22 protein-coding genes are annotated in these 24,099 nt (G+C 68.3%); 4 read left to right on the top strand and 18 right to left on the bottom strand.

The window, feature by feature from the left end; genetic code table 11:
* Positions 1–79: 79 nt before the first annotated feature.
* Together AC3WL7_RS14420 and AC3WL7_RS14415 are read right to left on the bottom strand one after the other, a co-directional pair.
* Complete coding sequence (locus tag AC3WL7_RS14420) at positions 80–472, bottom strand: VanZ family protein (protein ID WP_079223361.1); 393 nt, start codon at positions 470–472, stop codon at positions 80–82.
* Positions 469–1,653 (bottom strand): class I SAM-dependent methyltransferase, encoded by a 1,185-nt coding sequence (locus tag AC3WL7_RS14415; RefSeq protein ID WP_492751118.1) that lies wholly within the window; start codon positions 1,651–1,653, stop codon positions 469–471. The genes AC3WL7_RS14420 and AC3WL7_RS14415 overlap by 4 nt, the downstream gene beginning before the upstream one ends.
* A 58-nt stretch (positions 1,654–1,711) precedes the next feature.
* Here AC3WL7_RS14415 and AC3WL7_RS14410 point away from each other — a divergent pair, with 58 nt between their 5' ends.
* Complete coding sequence (locus AC3WL7_RS14410) at positions 1,712–2,449, top strand: pteridine reductase (protein ID WP_492751060.1); 738 nt, start codon at positions 1,712–1,714, stop codon at positions 2,447–2,449.
* A gap of 58 nt (positions 2,450–2,507) precedes the next feature.
* Here the strand turns inward: AC3WL7_RS14410 and folK are convergent, their stop codons facing one another.
* The gene (folK, locus tag AC3WL7_RS14405; RefSeq protein WP_492751058.1) at positions 2,508–2,993 is read right to left on the bottom strand and encodes a 2-amino-4-hydroxy-6-hydroxymethyldihydropteridine diphosphokinase; all 486 of its coding nucleotides are present in this window, start codon (positions 2,991–2,993) and stop codon (positions 2,508–2,510) included.
* 93 nt (positions 2,994–3,086) lie between these two features.
* Between folK and AC3WL7_RS14400 the strand changes: the two genes are divergently transcribed.
* Complete coding sequence (locus AC3WL7_RS14400; RefSeq protein ID WP_492751056.1) at positions 3,087–3,830, top strand: proteasome-type protease; 744 nt, start codon at positions 3,087–3,089, stop codon at positions 3,828–3,830.
* A gap of 69 nt (positions 3,831–3,899) precedes the next feature.
* Here AC3WL7_RS14400 and AC3WL7_RS14395 read toward each other — a convergent pair whose 3' ends face one another.
* From AC3WL7_RS14395 to AC3WL7_RS14380, 4 genes are all read right to left on the bottom strand, one after another.
* Positions 3,900–5,411 carry an ATP-binding response regulator gene (locus tag AC3WL7_RS14395; RefSeq protein WP_079223371.1) on the bottom strand — a complete coding sequence of 504 codons (1,512 nt, stop codon included), beginning with the start codon at positions 5,409–5,411 and terminating at the stop codon, positions 3,900–3,902.
* A 4-nt stretch (positions 5,412–5,415) separates the two neighbouring features.
* Entirely contained in the window at positions 5,416–5,856 is a 441-nt protein-coding gene (locus AC3WL7_RS14390; RefSeq protein ID WP_079223373.1) for a response regulator, read from the bottom strand.
* A complete protein-coding gene (locus AC3WL7_RS14385) occupies positions 5,853–7,667 on the bottom strand; it encodes a sensor histidine kinase (protein ID WP_200733547.1) in 1,815 nt (604 codons plus the stop codon). Before AC3WL7_RS14385 ends, AC3WL7_RS14390 begins: the two co-directional genes overlap by 4 nt.
* Positions 7,668–7,793: 126 nt before the next feature.
* Positions 7,794–8,165, bottom strand: a complete 372-nt coding sequence (locus tag AC3WL7_RS14380; RefSeq protein WP_079223377.1) for a BON domain-containing protein — start codon at positions 8,163–8,165, stop codon at positions 7,794–7,796.
* Between the two features lie 172 nt (positions 8,166–8,337).
* Between AC3WL7_RS14380 and AC3WL7_RS14375 the strand changes: the two genes are divergently transcribed.
* Positions 8,338–9,381 (top strand): oxidoreductase, encoded by a 1,044-nt coding sequence (locus tag AC3WL7_RS14375; RefSeq protein WP_492751052.1) that lies wholly within the window; start codon positions 8,338–8,340, stop codon positions 9,379–9,381.
* A gap of 382 nt (positions 9,382–9,763) precedes the next feature.
* On the opposite strand, the gene gnd is transcribed toward AC3WL7_RS14375, so the two are convergent.
* The 7 genes from gnd to AC3WL7_RS14340 all read right to left on the bottom strand — a co-directional run bounded on the left by gnd (position 9,764) and on the right by AC3WL7_RS14340 (position 17,220).
* Positions 9,764–10,669: a phosphogluconate dehydrogenase (NAD(+)-dependent, decarboxylating) gene (gene gnd, locus AC3WL7_RS14370; protein WP_164073495.1), complete on the bottom strand. Its 906-nt coding sequence runs from the start codon at positions 10,667–10,669 to the stop codon at positions 9,764–9,766.
* A gap of 10 nt (positions 10,670–10,679) precedes the next feature.
* The gene (locus AC3WL7_RS14365; RefSeq protein ID WP_492751116.1) at positions 10,680–11,888 is read right to left on the bottom strand and encodes a hypothetical protein; all 1,209 of its coding nucleotides are present in this window, start codon (positions 11,886–11,888) and stop codon (positions 10,680–10,682) included.
* Positions 11,889–11,935: 47 nt separating this feature from the next.
* Positions 11,936–12,631, bottom strand: a complete 696-nt coding sequence (locus AC3WL7_RS14360) for a DUF2242 domain-containing protein (RefSeq protein WP_492751047.1) — start codon at positions 12,629–12,631, stop codon at positions 11,936–11,938.
* 180 nt (positions 12,632–12,811) lie between these two features.
* Entirely contained in the window at positions 12,812–14,989 is a 2,178-nt protein-coding gene (locus tag AC3WL7_RS14355) for a carboxy terminal-processing peptidase (RefSeq protein WP_108747386.1), read from the bottom strand.
* A gap of 225 nt (positions 14,990–15,214) precedes the next feature.
* Positions 15,215–16,225, bottom strand: a complete 1,011-nt coding sequence (gene lipA / locus AC3WL7_RS14350; protein WP_492751045.1) for a lipoyl synthase — start codon at positions 16,223–16,225, stop codon at positions 15,215–15,217.
* 18 nt (positions 16,226–16,243) lie between these two features.
* Positions 16,244–16,954: a lipoyl(octanoyl) transferase LipB gene (gene lipB / locus AC3WL7_RS14345; RefSeq protein ID WP_200733543.1), complete on the bottom strand. Its 711-nt coding sequence runs from the start codon at positions 16,952–16,954 to the stop codon at positions 16,244–16,246.
* Positions 16,942–17,220: a YbeD family protein gene (locus AC3WL7_RS14340; protein WP_200733542.1), complete on the bottom strand. Its 279-nt coding sequence runs from the start codon at positions 17,218–17,220 to the stop codon at positions 16,942–16,944. Before AC3WL7_RS14340 ends, lipB begins: the two co-directional genes overlap by 13 nt.
* A gap of 259 nt (positions 17,221–17,479) precedes the next feature.
* On the opposite strand from AC3WL7_RS14340, the gene AC3WL7_RS14335 reads away from it, so the two are divergent.
* Entirely contained in the window at positions 17,480–18,541 is a 1,062-nt protein-coding gene (locus AC3WL7_RS14335; protein WP_234458570.1) for a lipid A deacylase LpxR family protein, read from the top strand.
* Between the two features lie 162 nt (positions 18,542–18,703).
* Here the strand turns inward: AC3WL7_RS14335 and AC3WL7_RS14330 are convergent, their stop codons facing one another.
* From AC3WL7_RS14330 to rodA, 4 genes are all read right to left on the bottom strand, one after another.
* Entirely contained in the window at positions 18,704–19,921 is a 1,218-nt protein-coding gene (locus AC3WL7_RS14330) for a D-alanyl-D-alanine carboxypeptidase family protein (RefSeq protein ID WP_283222370.1), read from the bottom strand.
* Between the two features lie 98 nt (positions 19,922–20,019).
* Positions 20,020–21,300: a septal ring lytic transglycosylase RlpA family protein gene (locus AC3WL7_RS14325; RefSeq protein WP_492751040.1), complete on the bottom strand. Its 1,281-nt coding sequence runs from the start codon at positions 21,298–21,300 to the stop codon at positions 20,020–20,022.
* Positions 21,297–22,445 (bottom strand): lytic murein transglycosylase B, encoded by a 1,149-nt coding sequence (mltB, locus tag AC3WL7_RS14320; protein ID WP_492751038.1) that lies wholly within the window; start codon positions 22,443–22,445, stop codon positions 21,297–21,299. The genes AC3WL7_RS14325 and mltB overlap by 4 nt, the downstream gene beginning before the upstream one ends.
* 484 nt (positions 22,446–22,929) lie before the next feature.
* Entirely contained in the window at positions 22,930–24,030 is a 1,101-nt protein-coding gene (gene rodA / locus AC3WL7_RS14315) for a rod shape-determining protein RodA (RefSeq protein WP_492751036.1), read from the bottom strand.
* Between the last annotated feature and the right edge of the window lie 69 nt (positions 24,031–24,099).

The following is a 24,099-nucleotide window of genomic DNA, read 5'->3' as shown; positions in this document are numbered from 1 at the left end:
TGGATCTACTGTAGAGCCGAGCCCATGCTCGGCTGCATTTCACGGGAAAGCCGAGCATGGGCGCGGCTCTGCAGGCCCTTCAGCCCCGCCAGCGCAGCAGGATGTCGCGCAGCGGGGTCAGGGCGGTCGCCAGGCCCGACAACACGCCGATCGTGTTGGCCAGTGCATCCATCGGGTCGGCGCTGCGGTTGCTGGTCAGCGCGCCCTGCGCGAACTCGATGCCCACGCCCATCAGCACCAGGCCCACACCCGCCCACAGCAGCGGCGTACCCCGGCGGAACAACTGCACCGCGCTGCCGGACAGGATGAAATAGGCCAGGAAATGCTCGACCTTGTCGCCGTTCTGCGGCAGGTCGATCGGCGGCGGCGGGATCAGGCAGACCACGATCACCACCAGCACTGCCAGCAGCCACAGCGCCGTCCACAGCCGCGGGCGACGCAGCGGCTTGATCACCGGCAACGCCGCACTCACAGGCGCCAGCTCAGGTCACCCAGCTCGAAGGCCGGTTCGAAATCCACCTCGCGCTGCAGGCCGATCACCTGGAAGCGCTCGCCCATCTCGGTCGGCAGGGTCAGCTTCTTCACCTGGTCGCGCAGCTGGATGCGGCCCACTTCATCGGTACGCTCCTCGGCCAGCACCAGCACCTGGTCCAGCCCGTTGCCAAGCAGGAAGCTGGTCTGGCTGCAGTAACCGGCCAGCTCGAAGCCACCGTGCAGGCCCGCTTCGGCCATGGCGGTGAAATCCACCGACGCGGTGATGTCCTGCAGCCCCGGCCAGCGGTACACCTCGTTGTGCACGTGGTGGCGGTAGAACGCGCGCACGGTGCCATCATCGCGGTCGTGCTGGTAGAACTCGCTGCGGTTGTAGCCATAGTCGACGAACAGCATCGCGCCGCGCTGCAGGCCGCCGGCCACCGCCTGCAGCCAGTACGGCAGCTGCGGCAGCACTTCGGAGCGGTAGCCATCGGCGAAGGGCTTTTCCAGATAGCGTTCCAGGTGCCGCACCGCGCCGTTGAGCAGCACGTCGGCCGGCTGCGCGCCGCGCATGAAGTTGCCATCGCCATCCAGCTCGACGGTTTCCTCGTAGACCTCGCCGTCCTTGATGAGGAAGCGCGGGGTCGGCAGCGCGTCGATCACCTCGTTGGCAAACACCACGCCGTCCCAGTCATCGTCGAACGGGCGGTCGACCCACTCCACCCGGCCGGCCAGCTCGGCCGGCAGGTTCTGCTGCAGGCGCTGCTGCTGGCGCTGGCGCAGATCGGCACTGGGCTCGAGGATGGCGTAGCGCGCCGGCAGCGCGTCCAGTTCGGCCAGGCGCAGCAGCACCGCCTCGGCGAAGGCGCCGGTGCCGCCGCCCAGTTCCAGCATGCGCGCGTGCGCATCCAGCTGGGCGAACACCGGGGCCAGCGCGTTGGCCACGCTGCCAGCGAACAGGCTGCCGAGCTCAGGCGCGGTGGTGAAATCGCCACTGCCGCCGAACTTGCTGGCGCCGGCGCTGTAATAGCCCCAGCCGGGGGCGTACAGGCACAGCTCCATGAAGCGCGAGAACGGGATCGCCCCGCCCTGCGCAAGGATTTCGGCACGCAGGGCGGCCGCCAGCTGGTCGCTGTGGGCCAGGGCGTCGGCTTCGGGCAGAGGGAAGGTGGGCTGCATGGTGTCTTCGAATGCGGTGACAATGGTGCACAGGATAGCCGAGCCTTGGAGGACCCTCATGAGCGACACCGCCCCCGTGGCCCTGATCACCGGCAGCGCCCGCCGGATCGGTGCGGCCATCGCCCGCCAGTTCCACGCCTGTGGCTGGTCGGTGGTGCTGCACGCCCACACGTCCAGCGCCGAGCTGCAGCAGGCCGCGTTCGACCTGGAGAACATCCGCCCGGGCAGCGTGCTGGCCCTGCAGGCCGACCTGCGCGACGCCGATGCCCTGTCCGATCTGGTGGAACAGGCCGTGGCCCACTTCGGCCGCCTGGACGCGCTGGTCAACAACGCCTCCAACTTCTTCCCTACCCCGCTGGGCCAGGTGACTGCCGCAGCCATGGACGAGCTGTACGCGGTCAACGCCCGCGCGCCACTGCTGCTGTCACAGGCCGCCACGCCCTACCTGCGCCGGCAGCAGGGCTGCATCGTCAACCTGACCGATCTGCACGGCACCGACCCGATGCGCGACCACATCGCCTACACCATGGCCAAGGCCGCGCTGGAAATGGCCACCCGTTCGCTGGCACTGGAACTGGCCCCGAAGGTGCGGGTGAATGCCGTGGCGCCAGGCGCGATCCTGTGGCCGGAACAGGGCAAGGACGATTTCGCCCGCGAGGCACTGCTGGCGCGCACGCCGCTGGCCCGCATCGGCACCGTCGAGGAGATCGCCGAGGCGGTGTACTGGCTGGTGGCCGAGGCCAGCTTCGTCACCGGCCACACCCTGCGCGTGGATGGCGGGCGTACGGTCAGTTGACATGTTGCCGGCCAGCGGCCGGCACTACCGGTAGCGCCGGCCGCTGGCCGGCAACCCTTCATTCCAGGTCCACGACCTCGAAGGCTTCACCATGCTGCTTGTGCGCCCGCCACAGCGTGGCCAGGTCCTGGCCGCTCACCGGATCGATGAAGTCCGGCGCGATGTCCGCCAGCGGCTTCAGTACGAAGGCGTGCTTCAGTTCCGGGCGCGGGATGCGCAGATGGCCGGGGCCTTCCACCACAAGGTCGCCGTAGAACACCACGTCGATGTCCAGCGTACGGTCGGAGAAGCGCGGCCCGCTGCGGTCGCGGCCATGCGCGTCTTCCAGCGCATGCAGCCAGTCGTCCAGGTCCTGCAGCGGCAGATCGGTCTGGATTGCCACGCCATTGTTGAGGAAGGCCGGGCCATCGAAGCCGACCGCGGCAGTGCGATAGGCCGGTGACACCTGCAGCGCGCCGAAGCGCTCGCGCAGGGCCGTCACCGCGGCGTGGAGGTAGCGGCGGGGCTGGACGTTGCTGCCCAGGCTCAGGAGCACGGTGGTCATGCGGTTCCGGTGACGGCGATCAGGTGGGGGGTGGGCATGCCGTCGTCACGGCGGCCTGCCTACAATCCGGGACGCACATGATAGGACACCCACATGACCTATTGCGTTGGAATCGAGGTGGACGAAGGCCTGGTCTTCGCCGCCGACACCCGGACCAATGCCGCGCTGGACGATGTCCGCGTGCACCGCAAGCTGCACGTGTTCGAGTACCCCGGCGAGGCGACCTTCGTACTGATGGCCGCCGGCAACCTGGCCACCACCCAGCTGCTGGTCTCGCGCCTGCAGCGTGATGCCGCCGAAGAACGCATACCCAACCTGCGGCAGATGCGCCATCTGTTCGAAGCCGCCGCTTACGTCGGCGCGCTGCTGGTGGACAGCCAGGTGAAGTGCCAGCACACCGAACACGGCCACGACGGCGTCAACACCCAGGCCACGCTGATCTTCGGCGGGCAGATCGCCGGCGAGCAGCCCGGGCTGTACATGGTCTACCCGCTGGGCAACGCCATCGCCGCTTCGCCGGAGACGCCGTACCTGCAGATCGGTGAATCCAAGTACGGCAAGCCGATCCTCGATCGCATCGTCAGCCCGGCCACGCGGCTGGAAGATGCCGCGCGCACCGCGCTGCTGTCGCTGGATTCGACCATCCGTTCGAACCTGTCGGTGGGCCTGCCGATCGATATGGTGCTGCTGCGCAAGGGCGAACTGCAGGTCGGCCAGCAACTGCGCTTCACCGCCGATTCGCCGCTGTATGCCGACATCCACAACAACTGGTCGCGGCGGCTGGAACAGGCGGTGGCGAGCCTGCCACGGTTTCCGTGGGAGGCCGGGGACCGGTAGTGCCGGCCGCTGGCCGGCATCGGCGATGATCCTGCCGCACGTGGAGCCGGCCAGCGGCCGGCACTACCGTCAGCCGAGCGCTTCAGCCACGGCGCGGAACACCTGCTGCATCTGCAGCGGCTTGCGCAGCACGTGCACATCGATGCCCGGCGGGAAGGCGCGGGTATCCAGCTCCACCGCCGCCTCCTCCAGCACCAGGGCCGGGCCGGCGTACCCCAGCGTGGCCATTTCGCCCAGCAGCTGGCTGGCCGGCAGCAGCTTGGAGCCGGCATCGGCGATGACCAGCGCCGGCATGGCTTCCTGCTGCATCCAGCGCAGCGCGGCCGGGCCATCGGAAGCAAGCTGCAGCTGGTAGCCCTGGCTGGACAGCGCGTTGCCCAGCAGCGACAGGCGCGTGGCCTCGCCATCGACCACCAGGATCGACTGGCCACTGCCCAGCGCCACCAGCTGTTCGACCGGTTCACCGCCCTCGGCCCGCTCATGCATCGGCAGCCGCAGCTCGAAGCGCGTGCCCTGCCCCAGCTGGCTGTTGACGTGGATGCTGCCACCGGCGCCTTCGACGATGCGCTTGCAGGAAATCAGGCCCAGGCCGGTGCCATCGGCCTTGGTGGTGAAGAACGGGTTGAACAGGTGCGACAACGTGTCGGCATCCATGCCGATGCCTTCGTCGGCCACCACGATGCGCAGCCAGTCCACGCCGTCGTGCTCGCCGGCATGGTCGGCGGTCAGGCCCAGGCGGCCGCCCTGCGGCATCGCCTGGATCGCATTGAGCGCCAGGTTCAGCAGCACCTGCTGCAGTTCGGTGTAGTTGGCATCGACCACCAGCCCCTCGTCCTGCACCTCCAGTTCCAGGCTCACCGTTTCGGGCACGTTGCTGCGCAACAGCAGCGCCACGGCCTGGAACAGATCGTCGATGAAGATGCGCTCGCTGGGCGTGCGCGAACCGCGCACGAAGGACAGCATCGACTCGGCCATCTCGTGGCCACGGCGGCCGCACTCGGCGATGACATCGGCCAGGTGGTGCAGCTGCGGATCTTCGGTGCGCGCCTTCAGCAGCTCCGGCATGATCAGCAGCGGCTGCAGGATGTTGCGCAGGTCGTGGCTGAGGCCGGCGGCAAGCAGCGAGAGGCTTTCCAGACGCTGCGCACGCATCAGCTCGGTTTCCACGCGCAGGCGCTCCACCGCGCTGCGCGCATCGCGCACCGCGCGCGCCACCGCCGACGGCAGGCGCGCCGGGTGGTGCTTGATGATGTAATCGTTGGCGCCCTTCTGCAGGGCCTCCACCGCGTTCTCCTCGCCCATCGTGCCGGAGACGAAGATGAAAGGAACATCCGGCGCGGTCTCGCGCACGATGCGCAGCGCTTCATCACCGGAAAAGCCCGGCATGCTCAGGTCCGAGAGCACGATGTCCGGCACGAACCCGGCCAGCGCCTGGCGCAGCTCGGGCTCGCTTTCCACGCGCTCGAAACGGGCATCCAGGCCCGCCTCGAGCATCTGTTCGCACATCAGCTCGGCATCTTCCGGTGAATCTTCCACCAGCAGGATGCGCAGCGCCCCGAGGGCCGGACCGATCAGCGGCATGGCCTTACTCGACCTCCGGTGCCTGGTTGATCAGCGCCCAGAACCTGCCCAGGGTCTGCACCGCGCCGAAGAACTGGTCCACGTCCACCGGCTTGACGACATAGGCGTTCACGCCCATGTCCCAGCTGCGCGCCAGGTCGCTTTCCTCGCGCGAGGACGACAGGATGACCACCGGCAGGCGCTTGAGCTCCTCGTGCTCGCGGATCTGCCGCAGCACTTCCAGCCCGTCCATGCGCGGCATCTTGATGTCCAGCAGCAGCACTGCGGGCAGGCCTTCTTCGCGGGTGGCATGCGCACCACGGCGCAGCAGGTAATCCATCACTTCCACGCCGTCCTCGACGTGCACGATGGGATTGGCCAGGCGGGCTTCCTGCAGCGCGTCGATGGCCATTTCGGCGTCGGCCGGGCTGTCTTCGGCCAGGAGGATGGTGCGCAGCGTGGTCATGCGGAGGGCCCTTGGTTGACTGCGTCCAGCGCAGGAGGCAGGTGGAAGTGGAAAGTGGCGCCGGCATCGGGCGCGGCTTCGGCCCAGATGCGGCCACCATGGCGGGTCAGCACCCGACGCACGCTGGCCAGGCCGATACCGGTGCCGGGGTAGTCACTGGCCTTGTGCAGGCGCTGGAACACGCCGAACAGCTTGCCGGCGTAGGCCATGTCGAAGCCTGCGCCATTGTCGCTGACCGTGAACTGATGGCCGCCATCGGCCTGCTGCTGGTAGTCCACGCGGATGCGCGCCGGCTCGCGGTTGGCCGAATACTTCACTGCGTTGCCCAGCAGGTTCAGCCACACCTGGCGCATCATGTTCTCGTCGGCCACCACGATCGGCAGCGGCGCGATGGTCCATTCAACGTGGTGGGCCACGCCGCTGCCTTCGGCATCGGTCTTCAGGTTGGCATCGAGCATGGCACGGGTGTCGGCCACCAGCGTCTGCATGTCCACCGCCTGCTGGCGCATCGCAGCGCGCCCCAGCCGCGAATAGACCAGCAGATCGTCGATCAGCGCGGCCATGCGCCGTGCCGAGCCGGAGATCACGTCCAGGTAGTGGCGGCTCTTTTCATCAGCGCCCTCGCCCAGGTGGCGTGACAGCTTGTCGGAGAAACCGGCGACATGGCGCAGCGGCGCGCGCAGGTCGTGCGACACCGAATAGCTGAAGGCCTCCAGCTCGCGGTTGACCTCCGAGACCTGGGCCACCTTGCCTTCCAGCTGGCGGTTCAGTTCTTCCACGCGCCACTGCACCGCACGCTGCACGGTCACGTCGCTGATGGTCATCAGCACCACTTCGTCATCGGTGTCCGGCAACGGCATGCGCCGCGCGTTGATGAGCATGTAGCGCACCGTGCCGTCGGTGCGCTGTTCAAGCTCGAAATCCCACAGCTCGCGCCCGCGCAGCAGCACGTCGGACAGGCGCTGACGCACCACCGGGTCCTGCCAGGCGCCCTCGCCGACATCGGCCAGCAGGGTGCCATCGGCACGTTCGTCCTGCAGCCCGTACAGCTCGGCGAACGCCGTGTTGTGCAGCTGCACGCGCAGGTCGCGGTCGAGCAGCACGATGGGCTCGCGCACCGTCTGCAGCACCGAGGCGGCACGCGCGGCGGCGCGCAGCGATTGCCGCTCGGCCTGCAGGCGGCGGCCGATCTGCCGCTGCAGCAGCCACAGCACCAGGCCCAGCAGGCACAGCTGCACCACCAGCGAGCTCCAGGACACCAGTTCAGTCTGCCTGCGCTGGCGCGCGGCCTGTTCGGCACGCGCCGCCAGCAGCGTCTTTTCGCTGGCCTGCAGTTCTTCCACCAGGCCGCGGATCGGATAGCGCGTGCTCAGGTCCTGCACCAGCTCGCGCTGGTCGGTGTTGGGGGTCGAGCGTGCGAGCTGGCGGGCCAGCGCCATGCGTCCTTCCAGCAGCGATTCGATGCGGCCGATGCGGACGAGCTGGTCGGGATTGTCGCGGGTCATCCGCGCCAGCGCGGCCAGCCGCCCGGGAATCTGCTCGGCCTTGGCCATGCGTTCGTGCAGGCCGGGGGCATCCACGCCCTTGGACAGGGTCAGTGCCGCCGATTCCACGTCACGCACGTCGGTCTGCAGCTGCTGCAGGGCCACGCCCACCGCCTGGGTGTGGTTGACCCAGGCCATCGCCTGTTCGTTGTCCTGTTGCAGCTGGCGCAGGGTCAGCCAGGGAACGACGATGATCGCGGCAGCAGCGAGTGCCAGGGCAGGCAGCCGCCAACGGTCCCAGATGTCATCACTGAACACCAGCGCCATGGTCCATCGTCAACGAAGCGATGCGGCCAATATAGCGCAGCCGCTCGGCCCGGGAGAATCCGGCGCGGCGGCACGACGAAGGGCGCCCCTGGCGGGACGCCCCTGTCCACTTCAGGCCAGCGCCGATCAGCGCTTGGCGGCAGCATTGACCTTCAGCGCAGCGGCATCGACGCGGGTAACGCCCTTGATGCCCTTGGCGGTGGTCACCGCCTTGTCCTTCTCGGCCTGGGTGGCGACGGTGCCGCTGAGGCTGACCACACCATTGACCGTTTCCACCTTCACTTCGGTGCCCGGTACGTTGCTGCTGGCCAGCAGGTCGGCCTTCACCTTGGTGGTGATCCAGCTGTCGGTCACCGGCTCGTTCGAGTCGTGGCGGTCGGCGTGGGTCATCGCAGCGTGGTCGGTCTTCGGCGGATCCTTGGCCATGACGGCCGAGGAAGACAGGGCCAGGCCCAGGGTGAGGGACGAAGCAATCAGGGTACGGGTCAGGTTGCTCATCGTGCGGTGCTCCTTCTGGATGTGCTGCCAGTCTGGACAGTCGCCTGTGTTGCAGGCGTCGGGCTTTGGTCACGCCGCCGTGAACCCGCCGGCTGCAACGGTAACGGTTCAGTTTTGCCTCCCCCGGAGCCACGTTCTACGCTTTGTCTCCCCCACCCTGCGGAGCCCCTCCATGCGCCCCGACCTGCAACTGGCCCTGATCGGCTACGGCCTCGCCGGCCGCGTCTTCCACGCACCGCTCATCCAGCACACGCCCGGGCTGGCCCTGCACAGCATCGTCAGCTCGCAGCGCGACACCCTGCTGCGCAGCTTCAGCGATGTGCACGTGCGTGCGAGCGCGCAGGAAGTATTCGATGACCCGGCGGTGGATGCGGTGGTGATCGCCACGCCGAACGAGCAGCACGCGCCGCTGGCCATTGCCGCACTGGCTGCTGGCAAGCATGTGCTGGTGGACAAGCCCTTCGCGCTGGACGTGGCCGAAGCGGAAACCGTGCTGGCCGCCGCGCGCGGTGCCGGACGCATCGCCACGGTGTTCCAGAACCGTCGCTTCGATGCCGATTTCCTCACCCTGCAGGCGCTGCTGGCCGAGGGCACGCTGGGCGAAGTGGCCGAATGCCACGCGCACTTCGATCGCTACCGGCCGCAGGTGCGCGATCGCTGGCGCGAACAGGAAGGGCCCGGCAGCGGCCTGTGGTACGACCTCGGCCCACACCTGCTGGACCAGATGCTGGTGCTGTTCGGTTGGCCGCAGGCCATCGATGCCGATCTGGCGGTGCAGCGCGAGGGCGGCAGCGGCGTCGACTATTTCCATGCCGTGCTGCATTACCCGCGGCACCGCGCGATCGTGCATGCCGGTTCGCTGGTGGCGGCGCCGACGCCGCACTTCGCGGTGCATGGCCGCGAGGGCAGCTGGATCAAGCATGGCCTGGACGTGCAGGAGGCGCAGCTGCGTCGCGGCGTGGCACCGGGTGCCCCCGGCTGGGGCATCGACCCGCGGCATGGCGAGCTGTTGCGCTGCGATGCCGAGGACAACGTGCAGCGCACGACCGTGGACAACCTGCCAGGGGATTACCGGCGGCTGTATGCGCAGTTCGCGGCGGCGATGCGTGGCGAGGGCGAGGCGACGGTGAGTGCGGTGCAGGCGCTGCAGTTGATGCGGTTGCTGGAGGCGGGGAGGGTGAGTGCGCGCGAGGGACGGCGGGTGGTGTTGGGGTGATCGGCAGGGCTGCGCCCTGCACCCGCTCAATGCAACGTCAACGTCAACAGCAACGGCAAAAGCCTGCATTCCGTGGGTTGGCGGGGTGGGTCCGGTTGAGGGGGACGCCGTAAATACGTCCATGTAGGCTTGGTCGCGGCATCCATGCCGCTCACACCCCCTCAACCGGACCCACCCCGCCTTCGACAGATTTCTGCGAGCTGTTGGAACCTGCTGCTGTTGGTGGATGCTGTTGGTGGGTGCCGACCGTTGGTCGGCACGGGGTTGGATCTGGTAGGTGTCGACCTTGGTCGACACGGTAGCGCCGGGCCGCGCCCGGCGAGCGCAGCGGTGCTTGCAGAAGCGCCGGGCATGGCCCGGCGCTACCGATCCGTCGTGATGCTTACGACTTCTTGATGGCGTGGCCACCGAATTCGTTGCGCATCGCCGACAGCAGGCGGTCGGTGAACGAATTGGATTCGCGCGAGCGCAGGCGTTCCAGCAGCGACAGGGTGATCACCGGGGCCGGCACGTCCAGGGCAATGGCTTCGGCGACGGTCCAGCGGCCTTCGCCGGAATCCTCGACGTACGGGGCAATGCCATCCAGCGAGGGATTGCGCTTGAGCGCTTCGGTGCTCAGGTCCAGCAGCCACGAACGCACGACGCTGCCGTGGCGCCAGACTTCGGCCACCTGGGCCAGGTCCAGTTCCATCTCCTGCTTGCGCTCCATCAGCGCGAAGCCTTCGGCGTAGGCCTGCATCATTCCGTACTCGATGCCGTTGTGGACCATCTTGGTGAAGTGGCCGGCGCCGGACGGGCCGACACGGCCCCAGCCGCGGTCTTCGGCCGGTGCCAGGGTGCGCAGCAACGGCGCGACCTGCTCCACCACCGAGGCGTCACCGCCCACCATCAGGCTGTAGCCTTCCTGCAGGCCCCACACGCCACCGCTGGTGCCGCAGTCCACGTACCCCAGGTCATCCTCGGCCAGCGCCTTGGCGCGGCGGATCGAGTCCTGGTAGTTGGAGTTGCCGCCGTCGATGACGATGTCACCCTCGGCCAGGTGCGGGGTCAGCTGGCCCAGCGTCTGGTCGACGGTTTCGCCGGCCGGCACCATCAGCCACACCACGCGCGGCACCGGCAGTGCGGCAACCGCCGCGGCCAGCGAATCGACGACCTCCAGGCCGGCCTCGGCGGCGCGCTGGCGGGCGCCTTCGCCCGGGTCGTAGCCGACCACGCGGTGGCCGCCGCGATGCAGGCGCTGGGCCATGTTGGCGCCCATGCGGCCGAGGCCGATCATTGCAATGTCCATTGTTTCACCTTCAGTTGGGGTCTAGGGTCAGGCTGCCTGGCCGGCCGGTTGCCGCGCAGTGGCGCAGTTGCGCTTCGCGCCAGCGCCGATAGAGCGTGGTATGCAGATTGTGCAACGCCAGGTCGATGGAAAACGACGTGCGTGGGTTGCGGTCGAGCAGGCGGATGATGTGGTAACCGATGGGACGTATACCGCGTGGGTGCACATAGATCACGAACTGCTGGTAGAACGGATCGTCCAGCAACTGGTCCATGCGTGCCAGCGTGTCCCGGTAGCGGGGCTCCAGCTGCGCGCGCAGGCCGGGGTCGCGTTCGTACAACAGCCGCTCGAAGTAGCGCCGGCCGAGCCGCGGAATACCCTGCGCAAGCGTCCACAGTTCGGCATTGCGCTGGTCGTACCAGGCCAGCCCGCCGTGTGCGGCCAGCGCCTGCGCGGCATCTGCGCCGACATCGACGACGATGAAGTTCTCGGCCTGGTTGCTCAAGTCGTCCAGTGTCGAACGGTCGCCGACGTGTTCGATGAAACCGGGCACGCCGAGGAACGCGCTGCGCCCCCGTGCGGCCGTGCGCACGGCCTTGCCGTCGGGGAAGAACTCACCAGCCCCTGCGCCCAGCAGGATGCTGCCGGTATCGTGCAGGCCCAGCAGGGTACCGATGGAAAGCTCATCGGCAGAGAATTCACCATCGAAGGCGGCATCGCCGTACAGCTCGCGCTGCGTGGCCAGCTGCGCGACCTGCCGACCGACGCCACATTCGGCGCGCACGTTGCCGGTGTAGAACGTCTCCAGCGCGCGGCTGTTGCCGGCCAGCGGCGTATAACCGCGGCCGAAGCTGCGGGTGTTCCGCCAGCCCTGCGCCGGTGCGCCGCCCGCGCCGAAGCCGATCCAGCCCAGCTGCAGGCCGCTGAAACGGAAACCGGGGTTGTCCTGCAATGCCCGCGCGGCGCGCTGCGCAGCTGCCCCCAGTTCGAAGGTGTACGCGCAGAGCGTGGCCGGGTCGTCCAGCAGGCGCTGCAGCACGGCCTGCCGCGCCTGCTCGGTCATCGTGGCCGGCCAGCGCACCTGCAGGTCGCCAGCCTGCTGCGCAGCCTGCAGCGAGGCACGCGTGCAGACCGGGCCGCCATGGATGCGGGGCGCCTCGACGGCCGTGGTTTCGAAACGCCAGCCCAGCCGCTGCAGCAGGCCCTGTTCGCAGCCACTGCCCGCGGCGTTGCCAAGCATGGGCCAGCCCAGCAGCAGGGCCAGCCCCAGCGCCCTGCCCTTCACCGTCAGCCCTGTTCGGCCGCCGGTTGCGGGGCGGGCAGTTGCGGGGCGGGCTCGGGTACGGGTGTCGCGGGTGCGGCGGGAACCGGCGGCGCCGGTACGGGTACCGGCTCCTGCACCGCCGCCGGTGGCGGGGCCGGCGCAGGTGTCGGCGCAGGCGTCGGCTTGGCCGCAGCGGCCGCCGGCAGGTACTGGTGCAGGCGGTCGAAGAAGCGGCGGTAGAAATCAGAATCGGTGATCGTGCTGCTGGCAACCTTCACCAGCGAATCATCGTTGCTGCCGAACGGCAGCGACACCGAACCCAGTGCGCCCACGCCGACGCTGGCCGAGGTCGGGCTCTTCTTCAGTGCATAACGGTCCTGCACGGCGCTGACGAACACCAGCGCCTGCTCGCTGCCGCGTGGCGCGCAGGAGATGCGCAGCACCAGCTGCTCGTGATCGTCCTCGCGCACCTGGAAATTCTTGTTGCCTTCCACCTGCCCATCGTCGGCGCGCGCGATGGCATAGCCTTGGCTGAGCAGGGTACGGCGGGCCGCTTCACAGGCCTCGGCCGGGCGCCCATCGACGGTGCGCGAGAAGGTGTCGCCCGAATCGAAGGACTCGCGCAGCAGGCTGTTGTCGGCGGCCCGGCCACCGCAGCCGGCCAGGGCCAGGGTGCTGGCCACGGCCAGCAGGGACAGCGAAAGACGGAAGGCCCGCATGGGTACTCCTGCGAGAACGGAAGCCCCAAGGGTAGACCCGGGGCCGTGTGCGGCAGGTCGAAGCGCCCGCCCCCGTTGCTCCCGGTTCATGGACGTCCGCCGGGCATGGCCCGGCGCGACCGGAAAAACAAACGGGGCCGGCAGTGCCGGCCCCGTGGGGAACGTCACATCAGCAGCGGATCAGTCCGCCCAGCGGCCTGCGCCGGTGGACTGCGGCAGCACCTGGGCCGACAGCGGGCGGTCGGTCTCCAGCAGGTTCACCGCATCGGACAGGATCGAGGCGGATTCACGCAGCAGCGGGTCCGGACGCTTCTCGGCGGCCTTCTCGCGGGCGGCATCCTTGACGATGTCGCGCTCGTTGCCGGTCAGGCCGTCATCGCTGCTGTCATCGGCCAGCGGGTCCAGGGCCAGGCCCAGTTCCTTGCGGACGACCTGGCGGTCCTTGCGCTGCTTGTCCTGGCGCTCACGCTCGGCCAGGCGGGTCGCCTCGTTGAGCGAGACGTACTTCTTGGCCGCTTCGGTACGGAACTGCTGCACGTCCTCGTTCCACCACTGGAATTCCTTGTCGGTGGCGATGCGGGCTTCGTGGCGCGACTCCAGCTTGGGCAGCAGCGGTGCGAAGTTGCCGTACTGGGTGTGCGGCACGGCCGCGATGCGGGTCCACGGCAGCGCGTTGTCGTAGGTGCTTTCGCCGAACTCGGTGGCATCGACGCTGGCCGGGAACGCCAGGTCCGGCACCACGCCCTTGTGCTGGGTGCTGCTGCCGCTGATGCGGAAGAACTGGGCGATGGTCAGCTTCACCTGGCCAAAGCGCTGGGTCTCGCCGCTGGGCCAGCGGTCCAGGTCGACGATGTTCTGCACGGTGCCCTTGCCGAAGGTGGTTTCACCGATGACCAGGCCACGGCCGTAATCCTGGATGGCACCGGCGAAGATTTCCGATGCCGAGGCCGAACCACGGTTGATCAGCACGGCCAGCGGGCCATCCCAGGCGACACCCTGGTTGCGGTCGCTGTTGACGGTGACGCGGCCACCGGATTCGCGCACCTGCACCACCGGGCCCTGTTCGATGAACAGGCCGGTCAGTTCGATGGCTTCATCCAGCGAACCACCGCCGTTGCTGCGCAGGTCCAGCACCACGCCGTCCAGCTTGTCGGCCTTGAAGCCGGCCAGCAGCTTAGCGACGTCGCGCGTGGCCGAGGCGTAGTCGGCCGCGTTGCGGCGACGGCCTTCGAAATCCTGGTAGAAGGTCGGCAACTTGATCACGCCCACCTTGCGCTCGGGCTGGCCATCCTTGCCCGGAATGGTCATGGTTTCGCCCTTGGCGGCCTGCTCGGCCAGGCGCACCTTCTGACGGGTCAGCAGCAGGGTGTGGTGCTTGCCGTCCACGCCGTCCTCGGCGGAGATGAACTCCAGCCGGACCTGCGTGTCCTTGGCGCCACGGATCTTGGCCACCACGTCATCGATGCGCCAGCCGATCACATCGTCCACCGGCCCGGACTTGCCCTGGCCGACGCCGACGATGCGGTCGCCCGGCTTCAGGGTGCCGTCCACGGCGGCCGGGCCACCGGCGATGATCTCGCGGATCACCACCATGTCGTCCTGGCGCTGCAGCTGCGCGCCGATGCCTTCCAGCGACAGCGACATCGCCTGGTTGAAGTTCTCGGCAGTGCGCGGGGTGAAGTAGTCGGTATGCGGGTCGACGGCGCTGGTGTAGGCGTTCATGAAGAACTGGAAGACATCCTCGCCCTTCAGCTCGTTGACGCTCTTTTCCAGCGTGGCGTAACGCTTGTCCAGCGTCTTGCGGATGTCGTCGGACTTCTTGCCGGCCAGCTTCAGGCGCAGCCAGTCGTTCTTCACCGACTTGCGCCACAGCTCATCGAGCTCGGCGTTGCTGGCCGCCCACGGCACGTCCTTGCGGTCGTATTCGAAGCGCTCGTCGGCGGTGAAGTCCGGCTCCTGCTTCAGCAGCTTGCGCGCATAACCGACGCGCTCGCCCACGCGCTGCTTGTAGACCGCGAACACTTCAAAGGCAGGCTCCAGTTCGCCACCGCGGATGGCGTTGGCAATGCCGGCCTGGAACGGCGCGAAACGGGCCACGTCGGCCTGGGTGAAGTACTGCTTGCCGCCGTCGAGGGTTTCCAGGTAACGCTTGAACACGTCCTTGGAGGTGGCCTCGTCCAGCGCGCGCGGCCGGTAGGCGTAGCGGCTGTCGGACAGCAGGCCGTAGACCAGCTTGGAGGTGGTGACCTGGTCGGCGGTCGCGGCCGCCGGCAGCGCCGGCGAGTCGGCCTTGGCCGCCAGCGCCAGCGGCGCGACCAGCGCCAGGGCCATCAGGAATGCGGGGGCTTTGAATTTCATGAACGTGCTCGAAGGCGCCTTGCCAAGGGGGAGACTGCAGGGTGTTCAGACACCACGACAGTGCCGAAAGTTGCCGTGTTTGTCACCCGGCCGCGTTCGGTGGAAATCCAGCCTAGCGGGGCCGGTGTAGCAAATTGTGAATGCAGGGCAAGGCGTGCGGACCAACGGTCCGCACCCACCGGTGAGGGAGGGCCGCACCCACCGGTGCGGAGGTCCGCACCCAGCTCAGGCGACGCCGGCGCCCTTGGCCTGGACGTCGGCGTGGTACGACGAGCGCACCATCGGGCCGGAGGCCACGTGGCTGAAGCCCAGCTCGTAGCCGTAGTCTTCCAGCGCCTTGTAATCCTCGGGGGTCCAGTACTTCAGCACCGGGTGGTGGTGTGCGGTCGGCTGCAGGTACTGGCCGATGGTGATCATGTCCACGTCATGCGCGCGCAGGTCGCGCATGGTGGCCTTGATCTGCTCGAACTCCTCGCCCAGGCCCAGCATGATGCCGCTCTTGGTCGGCACCGACGGGTGCTGCGCCTTGAAGTTCTTCAGCAGGTTCAGCGACCACTGGTAATCGGCACCCGGGCGCACGTTGCGGTACAGGTCCGGTACGGTTTCGATGTTGTGGTTGAACACGTCCGGCGGGTTCTGCGCCAGGATCTCCAGCGCGCGCTCCATGCGGCCCTTGCCACGGAAGTCCGGGGTCAGCACCTCGATGCGGGTGCCCGGCGACTTCTGGCGGATGGCGGTGATGCAGTCGACGAAGTGCTGGGCACCGCCGTCGCGCAGGTCATCGCGGTCGACGCTGGTCACCACCACGTACTTCAGGCCCATGTCGGCCACGGTCTGGCCGAGGGTGGCCGGCTCGTTGGCATCCGGCGGCTTGGGGCGGCCGTGGGCCACGTCGCAGAACGAGCAGCGACGGGTGCAGACCTCGCCCAGGATCATGAAGGTGGCGGTGCCGTGGCTGAAACATTCGTGGATGTTCGGGCAGCTGGCTTCCTCGCACACGGTCACCAGGCGGTTCTCGCGCAGCTTGGCCTTCAGGTTCTGCACGGCATTGCCCGAAGGAATGCGCACGCGGATCCAGGACGGCTTGCGCAGCACCGGTGCGTCGGCGAACTGCACCGGCGAACGGTTGATCTTGTCCCCGCCCATCTGCTTGACGCCCACCTGCAGCGGCGCGGCGGACGGAAGCTCGGCCTGCACGATCTGCAGGGGGATGGTGCGGGCGGTGGTCTCAGTCATGGCAGTTCCGGGGGGCGGTCAGGCGGCCGCAGAAAGATCGGGCAGGTCGGGCGTGGGCTGCAGCAGAAGGCCAAACTGGCGGGCCAGATGGTCCAGCAGCACCGGCTTGACGGCGTCCATCCCGGACGGGCCACCCAAGTCTACCACCGAGGTCACCTGCAACCCCTGATAGCCACAGGGGTTGATGCGGTGGAAGGGTTCCAGGTCCATCGACACATTGAAGGCCAGGCCGTGGAAAGTGCAGCCGCGGCGGACGCGGATGCCGAGCGCGGCGATCTTGGCATCGCCCACGTAGACGCCCGGCGCGCCGTCACGGCGCTCGGCGCCGATGTTCCATTCGCCGAGGGTGTCGATCAGGGCCTGTTCGATGCGGCAGACGTAGTCGCGCACGCCGATGCCCAGCCGCGGCAGGCGCAGCAGCGGGTAGACCACGATCTGGCCGGGGCCGTGGTAGGTCACCTGGCCGCCGCGGTCGACGTGCAGCACCGGGATATCGCCCGGCGCCAGTACGTGCTCGTCCTTGCCAGCCTGGCCGAGGGTGAACACCGGATCGTGTTCGACCACCCACAGCTCGTCGGCATCGTCGTCGGTCCGCTGGTCGGTGAAGCGCTGCATGGCGCGCCAGACCGGTTCATAGGCCTGGCGACCGAGGTCGCGCACCACCGCAGGGCGGGCCGGACGCTGCCCGGGGGCAGGTTCGGCCGCGCAGCTGGTGGCTACACCGTCCACTTCACTTCCGGGTGGTCGCGCAGGGCCTGGTGGGCCACGTCGTACTGTTCACGGTTCTCGGCCCGGAACACCAGGCGCACCGAAACGTACTTGCCGTTGGATGAATGCTTCCAGCTGATGCGCTCGTTCACCACATCGACGCCTGCAGCAATCAGCAGGCGGGGAAGTTCCTGCTCCAGGCCTCGGTTGGCTGGGCCCATTGCGCTGAGCTCGAACTGACCGGGGAACTGGAAGCCGTGATCGGGGTTGTCGGACTTGATTTCCATGCCCCCATTATCGGGCCGCAGGGCAACAAACCCAAGAGTATTCATCAAGGTCGAACGCCGCACCGGCAGGCCGCTGCGTTGCAGGCTGCGTCCCGGTTCAGGCTGCGCCGGGCCCGCCTCCAGTTTCGCTGAAGGGACAAGTGCGTTTTACGGAACAGACAAGTGAAGGCGGGAGGCTCGTTCCCTCACGGCGACGGGAGTAATGTGTTGTTGCATAAATCGACCTTCACACGCCAACGACCTGATGATCATTCCATCCATGCGTACTGCCGCCACCCTCGGCCTGACCGGCCTGCTGGCGGCGGCCGCCCTGCCCCTCACTGCCCACGCCGCGCAGCAGTGTGGCCCCGATGCGATGCGGGAGCACCCGCCACAGGTCAATTTCCGCGTCGACAACGACCTGTTCGGCGCCAAGGACCAGGACCAGGGCTACACCAACGGCGCCCAGCTGACCCTGGTCTCGCCCAACCTGGTGGACTACACCGATGATCCCTGCCTGCCGCGCCTGGCGCGCTGGGTGAACCGCCACCTCGAACGCCTGCACCCGGGTGAGTTCGAGCAGCAGAACATGATCTTCAGCCTCGGCCAGGGCATCTACACGCCCACCGATTTCACCCGCAAGGACGTGATCGAGGACGACCGCCCCTACGCCGGCGTGCTGGTGGCCAGCTTCGGCTACAACGCCCGCCGCGGCGATCGCCTGCAGACCACCCTGCTGACCCTGGGCGTGGTTGGCCCGTGGGCGCAGGGCAAGCAGGTGCAGAACGCGGTGCATGACCTGCTGGGCGACGAGAAATTCCAGGGCTGGGACAACCAGCTGCACAACGAACCGGTGGTGATGTACACCCACGAGCGCATGCGCCGCTGGCCGGGCGATGCCAGCGTGAATGCCGGCGGCTGGGGCTGGGATGCGATCAGCCACTACGGCGGCTCGATCGGCAACCTGGAAACCAAGGCGAATTTCGGCGGTGAAGTGCGTTTCGGCTGGAAGCTGCCCGACGACTTCGGCAGCACCCCGCTGCGCCCAGCCGGTGAAAACACCGCCCCGACCCGCGGTGGCAAGCCCAGCGGCTGGTCCTGGCACCTGTTCGCCACCACCGATGCGGCCTGGGTGATCCGCGATATCACCCTGGACGGCAACACCTTCCGCGACAGCCACAGCGTGGACAAGCGCCACGTGGTGGCCTACGGCGGCTACGGCATCGCCGTGATGCGCGGCCGCTGGAAGTTCGCGATGGCCCGTTACCACAGCACCCGCGAGTTCAACGGCCAGCGCGAAGCCCCGGTGTTCGGCAGCTTCACCATCAGCCGCTCGATGTAGGCAGGTGCCGACCGTTGGTCGGCACTCTCGCTGGTAGTGCCGGCCGCTGGCCGGCTGCAGGCATCTCCGGACCGGTTCATGAGGAGCCGGCCAGCGGCCGGCACTACCAACAGAAAAGGCCGGCTTTCGCCGGCCTTTTCATTCATCACGCCAGGGCGTGGATCATTCCGATTCCCACCACATCCAGAAGCTGTCCCACAGGCGCTTGAAGAAGCCGGCCTGTTCAACGGCGGCCACGGCCACCAGCGGGGCTTCGGCCACGACCTTGCCATCCAGGGTCACCTTGACGGTGCCGATCTGCTGGCCGGCGGTGAACGGGGCTTCCAGGGTCTTGGGCACGTCGATGCTCGGTTTCAGGTCGTTGTAGCGACCGCGCGGCACGCTCACCAGCATCGGCTGGGCCACGCCCAGCTGCACCTTGTCGGTGGCACCCTTCCATACCTTGTGCTCGGCCACGGCCTTGCCCGGCTCATACAGGCGGTGGGTTTCGAAGAAGCGGAAGCCCCAGTTGAGCAGGGCCAGGCTGTCATCGGCGCGCTGCTTTTCCGACGCCCCCCCCAGCACCACGGCGATCAGGCGCTGGTCGCCGCGCTGGGCCGAGCTCATCAGGCAGTAGCCGGCTTCGGAAGTGTGGCCGGTCTTGATGCCGTCCACGCTGCCATCGCGCCACAGCAGCAGGTTGCGGTTGGGCTGCTTGATGTTGCCCACCTGGAATTCCTTCACCTTGTTGTAGGCGTAGGTTTCCGGGTAGTCACGCACCATCGCGCGGCCCAGCAGCGCCAGGTCGTAGGCGGTGCTGTGGTGGCCTTCGGCGCTCAGGCCGTGGGCGTTGACGAAGTGCGAATCCTTCATGCCGATCTTGGCGGCGTAGCTGTTCATCAGCGAAGCAAAGGCTTCCTCGCTGCCGGCCACGTGCTCGGCCAGGGCGATCGCGGCGTCGTTGCCGGACTGGATCGCCATGCCCTTTTCCATGTCTTCCAGGCGCGCGGTCTGGTTGACCGGGAAGCCGCTGTAGCTGCCGTCGGTGCCGGCGCCGCCTTCGCGCCAGGCGCGTTCGCTCATCATCACCTGGTCGTCGGCGCGGACCTTGCCGTTCTTGACTTCGGCGGCCACGACATACGAGGTCATCACCTTGGTGATGCTGGCCGGGGCCAGCTGTTCATGCACGTTCTCGCCCGCCAGCATCTGGCCGGTGGCGTAGTCCATCAGGATCCAGGCCTTGGACGTGCTGGGCACCGGGGCCGGCGGGGTGGCGACGACCGCCGGGGCGGCAGCAGCAGCGGGCGCCGGGGTGGCCGGGGTCGGCAGCGGCGTCTGGGCGGAAGCCAGGCCAACCACCAGGGTGGCGGCCAGGGCGGTGGCGGCGGAACGGAAATTCATTGGACTGCAGGCTCCAGGAGACGGCCAGAATGGAGGATGGTACGAAGGGCCATTGTAAGGCCGGTGTGGCAGGGGCCGGCAGCACCGGCCCGGGCGGATCAATCCTTGACGATCTGCGGCGAACCCAGGCCAAGACCTGCGATGCGGCCGACAAGTTCCGCGGCGCTGGCATGGTCGCTGGCGGGTACGCGCAGGCGGAACAGGGTACGGCCACCAGCGGCGATGTCGCTGATGGTCGCGCCGACGATGCCGGCGGCGTTGAGCTGGCCCATCGCGCGGGTCGCGTTGTCGCGGCTGGAGAAGCTGGCGACCTGCACCATCACCGCGCCTACCACCTGCTGCGACAGCGTCGGGGCCGGGGCGGCGGGCGGCGCGCTGCGCACCGGCGTCGTGCTGGCACGCGGGGTGGCGGCGGCCACGGCCACGGGTGGGGCGGCGACGCTGCGCACCGGCGGCGCGGCCGGCGGCAGGCTGCTCACCGCGACCTCAGGCAGGGCGCTGTTGGCGGCCTGGGTGGTGGCGGGCTGGCCACGGGCCGGCGCGCCATCGGCGGGCAGGCGCTGCACCAGGCGGTCGATGTCGCTGGGTGCGGCGGCACGCGGGGCGGGGGCCGGGCGTGCGGCGGCAACCGTCGTGGCAGCCGCCGCGGCTTCGGCCGCTCGGCGCTCGCGGCGCGAGGGTTTCTGCGCCAGCAGGTTGCTTTCGCCCGGCTGCAGCGCGCGCACTTCCACGTTGCCGGTGCCGCGCTGGGTGATGCCCAGGCGCACGGCGGCGGCGTAGCTGAGGTCGACCACGCGGCCATCATGGAACGGGCCACGATCGTTGACGCGCACGATCACCGATTCACCGTTGTCCAGGTTGGTCACGCGGGCGAAGCTGGGCAGCGGCAGCGTCTTGTGGGCGGCGGTGAACTGGTACATGTCATAGACCTCGCGGTTGGAGGTCAGGCGGCCGTGGAACTTGGCGCCGTAATACGACGCGGTGCCGCGCTCGACGTAGTCATGGGTGTCATCGAGCACCTTGTACGACTTGCCCAGCACCACGTACGGCGATTTGTTGCCGATCACCGAGCGCTCGATCGCGGTCACTTCCGGCTCGGGAATGCAGGCCACGTTGGGCACGTAGCTGGGCGTGGTGTCCTTCACCCCCGGCTTGTACAGGCCGCCGGCGGTGTAGTTGCCGCGGGTGCTGGGATCCTCGGTGGCGGCCGCGTACGGCGAACCGTCCGGGCAGTGCGGCGGGCGCCCGCCCTTGCCCTTGCCCTGCACCACCGTGCTGGGCACCTTGCCGCCATGGCCGGCACTGGGTTTGTCCGGTGCGCTGCTGCAGGCCGCCAGCGCCAGCACGACCATTCCGGGGACCAGCCATCTGATGTTCATGCCGGGGGCAGCTCCTGTCCGGCAATGGCCTGCGACAACTGGAACACGGCCATCGCGTACATCTTCGAGAGGTTGTAGCGGGTGATCGCGTAGTAGTTCTGGAAGCCCAGCCAGTACTGCTTGCCGTTGCTGGCTTCCAGGGTGATCGGGGTGGCGGTGGCACCCGGCTGTACCGGCGCGCTGGGCTGGTAGCCGCGCTGGGCCAGGTCGGCCAGGGTCCAGGTGGGCATCCACTCGGTCGGGTTGAATTCCTCGCGGCCCGGGGCCAGCGTGGCCGGCACCGCCACCTGGCCGCCACGCACCCAGCCGCCCTTCTTCACGAAGTAGTTGGCGATGGACGAGAACACGTCGTCGTAGCTGGTGAACAGGTCGCGGCGGCCATCGCCGTTGCCATCCACGGCGTAATCCAGGTAGCTGGACGGCATGAACTGGCCCATGCCCATCGCACCGGCATAACTGCCCTTGAGCGTGGTGATGTCCAGCTTCTCTTCGCGGCCCAGCTCGAACAGCTTGGCCAGCTCGTCGCGGAAGAACAGTTCGCGGCGCACTTCGCGTTCCAGCTTGGCCGGGTCGCCGCTGCGCGGGTAATAGAAGGCCAGCGTGTACAGCGCATCGAGCACGCGGTGGCTGCCGGCGTTCTTTCCGTAGCTGGTTTCCACGCCGATGATGGCCACGATCACTTCGGCCGGCACGCCGGTGCGCTGCTGCACGCGGTCCAGCTCGGCGCGGTGCTCGGCCAGGAACGCGCGGCCGCCATCGATGCGTGCCTTGCTGATGAACATCGGACGATATTCATTCCACGGCTTGACCCGCTCGGCGGGCCGCGACATGGCGGCGATGATCGGCTGGCGCACCTGCGCCTGGTCGAGCACGCGGGCGATCTCGGCCGGTGCCAGGCCATAGCGCTTGGCGGTATCGGCAATGAAACTGGCGCGGGCGGTTTCGAACGGCACCGGGGTGAGGTCGACCGGCGGCGCAGTGGCGGCGGTCGCTTCCGGGGCGGCTTCGGCCGGGCCCTGCGCGGGCTTGCCGGCCGGGTGGCGCGGCGTGCTGCTGGCCTGGGGTGAAGTCGGCGGGGACGTCGGCTGGGTCGCGCAGGCGACCAGACCGAGGGTGAGCAAGCAGGCCAGGGAGCGTCGAATCATCGTCGCAGGTTAGCAGGTCATGGATGAATTAAAACCCCTAACACCATGAATCACAACGATTTGCGCGCGTTCAGCGGGAAATGTGAAGGCGTCGTGATCACCCCGCCCCATTCAGGCAGAGGTTGCCGGTTGCGCCCCCATCCCCGCAGGCGCAACCGGCGACCGGATCCTGTCGATACCTGCGCGGCTGTCGCTCCCCAGTGACAGTGCCCCGCGCTCCCTGTATCCGTTGGACCAGTACTGCTTTCCCGCCCGGCGCCCCCTCGCGCTGCATCGACAGACGGCGCGCCGTGCCGAACGGGCCGCCATTGTGCAGGCCGATTACGACAAGTCCATTGATCCGGATCAACGCTACGTCAAAGTGTGAATTGGTCCGCACTTTTTATGGAACTTCGTCGACGGTGAGGCTGTGCCAGTGATGTCGAGCATGCGCGGCTGCGCTGTGATGTAGCGCCGAGCCCATGCTCGGCTCGGCTCTACAGAATCAGCCGCAGCCGCCGTGCACCGGGTTGTGGTTGCGCACTGCCATCACCAGCCCGATGCCTGCCAGCAGCGATACCGCCGAGGTGCCGCCATAGCTGACCAGCGGCATCGGGATGCCCACCACCGGCAGCAGGCCGGAAATCATCCCGCCGTTCACCAGCACGTACACGAAGAACGCCAGCCCCAGGCTGCCCGCCAGCAACCGCGCATGCGTGTCGCGCGCCTGCACCGCGATCCACAGGCAGCGCCCCACCACGAACAGGTACAGCGCGAACATCGTCGCCACGCCGATCCAGCCGAATTCTTCGCCCAGCACCGAGAACGCGAAGTCAGTGGTGTACTCGGGCAGGAAATCCAGCGTGGCCTGCGTGCCCTGCCCCCAGCCACGGCCTTCCCAACCGCCCGAACCGATGGCGATGCGCGACTGCAGGATGTTCCAGCCGGTACCCAGCGGATCGGCCGCCGGGTCGAGGAAGGTCAGCACGCGGTCCTTCTGGTACTGCCGCAGCAGGCCGAACCAGGCCAGCGGCGCGGCCATTGAAACGCTGGCCAGGCCGGCCACCACCCAGCCCCAGTGCAGGCCGGCCAGCAGCAGCGCGAACACGCCGCTGGCGGTCACCAAGGTGGCGGTGCCGAGGTTGGGCTGCAGCAGGATGAGCACCGCCGGCACGCCGATCAGCGCCGCGGCGGTCAGCACCGTGCGCGGCGACGGTGGCAGCGGCTGGCGATGCAGGTACCAGGCCATCATCAGCGGCAGGCTGAGCTTGAGCAGCTCGGAGGGCTGCAGGTAGAACACGCCCAGGTTGAGCCAGCGTTGGCCGTACTTGCCGGTGCCGACCACATAGACCGCCATCAAGGGCAGCATCGACAACGCATACAACGCCGGGGTCCACGCGCGCAGGCGCAGCAGTGATACCCGCGACAGCAGCCACATCGCCACCAAGCCACCGGCAAACCGCGCGGCCTGCCCGGCCACCGGGCCCGAGACGCTGTGCAGCACGGCCAGGCCGGCCGCCATCAGCAGCAGCAACGCAAGCAGCAACGGCAGATCGATCGTACGCACCGCCTCGCGGCAGATGCCAAAAACACGTTTCCATTCCACCCAGGCACAGTAGCGGGCGGCGCTTGCGTGAAGCTTTCCGCTGTCGCCGGGCATGGCCCGGCGCTACCG

Source organism: Stenotrophomonas sp. FW305-3-2-15-E-LB1, from assembly GCF_058787375.1.
This window is presented reverse-complemented; position numbering and strand designations above follow the sequence as displayed.

Bases quoted from the DNA above. Each gene is read 5' to 3' on its own strand.
- AC3WL7_RS14325 (WP_492751040.1), bottom strand. From the start codon at position 21,300: ATGAACATCAGATGGCTGGTCCCCGGAATGGTCGTGCTGGCGCTGGCG.
- AC3WL7_RS14355 (WP_108747386.1), bottom strand. From the start codon at position 14,989: ATGAAATTCAAAGCCCCCGCATTCCTGATGGCCCTGGCGCTGGTCGCG.
- folK (WP_492751058.1), bottom strand. From the start codon at position 2,993: ATGACCACCGTGCTCCTGAGCCTGGGCAGCAACGTCCAGCCCCGCCGC.
- AC3WL7_RS14415 (WP_492751118.1), bottom strand. From the start codon at position 1,653: ATGCAGCCCACCTTCCCTCTGCCCGAAGCCGACGCCCTGGCCCACAGC.
- mltB (WP_492751038.1), bottom strand. From the start codon at position 22,445: ATGATTCGACGCTCCCTGGCCTGCTTGCTCACCCTCGGTCTGGTCGCC.
- AC3WL7_RS14390 (WP_079223373.1), bottom strand. From the start codon at position 5,856: ATGACCACGCTGCGCACCATCCTCCTGGCCGAAGACAGCCCGGCCGAC.
- AC3WL7_RS14410 (WP_492751060.1), top strand. From the start codon at position 1,712: ATGAGCGACACCGCCCCCGTGGCCCTGATCACCGGCAGCGCCCGCCGG.
- AC3WL7_RS14365 (WP_492751116.1), bottom strand. From the start codon at position 11,888: ATGCTTGGCAACGCCGCGGGCAGTGGCTGCGAACAGGGCCTGCTGCAG.
- AC3WL7_RS14385 (WP_200733547.1), bottom strand. From the start codon at position 7,667: ATGGCGCTGGTGTTCAGTGATGACATCTGGGACCGTTGGCGGCTGCCT.
- gnd (WP_164073495.1), bottom strand. From the start codon at position 10,669: ATGGACATTGCAATGATCGGCCTCGGCCGCATGGGCGCCAACATGGCC.
- AC3WL7_RS14400 (WP_492751056.1), top strand. From the start codon at position 3,087: ATGACCTATTGCGTTGGAATCGAGGTGGACGAAGGCCTGGTCTTCGCC.
- AC3WL7_RS14335 (WP_234458570.1), top strand. From the start codon at position 17,480: ATGCGTACTGCCGCCACCCTCGGCCTGACCGGCCTGCTGGCGGCGGCC.
- AC3WL7_RS14330 (WP_283222370.1), bottom strand. From the start codon at position 19,921: ATGAATTTCCGTTCCGCCGCCACCGCCCTGGCCGCCACCCTGGTGGTT.
- AC3WL7_RS14340 (WP_200733542.1), bottom strand. From the start codon at position 17,220: ATGGAAATCAAGTCCGACAACCCCGATCACGGCTTCCAGTTCCCCGGT.
- AC3WL7_RS14375 (WP_492751052.1), top strand. From the start codon at position 8,338: ATGCGCCCCGACCTGCAACTGGCCCTGATCGGCTACGGCCTCGCCGGC.
- AC3WL7_RS14360 (WP_492751047.1), bottom strand. From the start codon at position 12,631: ATGCGGGCCTTCCGTCTTTCGCTGTCCCTGCTGGCCGTGGCCAGCACC.
- AC3WL7_RS14380 (WP_079223377.1), bottom strand. From the start codon at position 8,165: ATGAGCAACCTGACCCGTACCCTGATTGCTTCGTCCCTCACCCTGGGC.
- lipA (WP_492751045.1), bottom strand. From the start codon at position 16,225: ATGACTGAGACCACCGCCCGCACCATCCCCCTGCAGATCGTGCAGGCC.
- AC3WL7_RS14395 (WP_079223371.1), bottom strand. From the start codon at position 5,411: ATGCCGCTGATCGGTCCGGCCCTCGGGGCGCTGCGCATCCTGCTGGTG.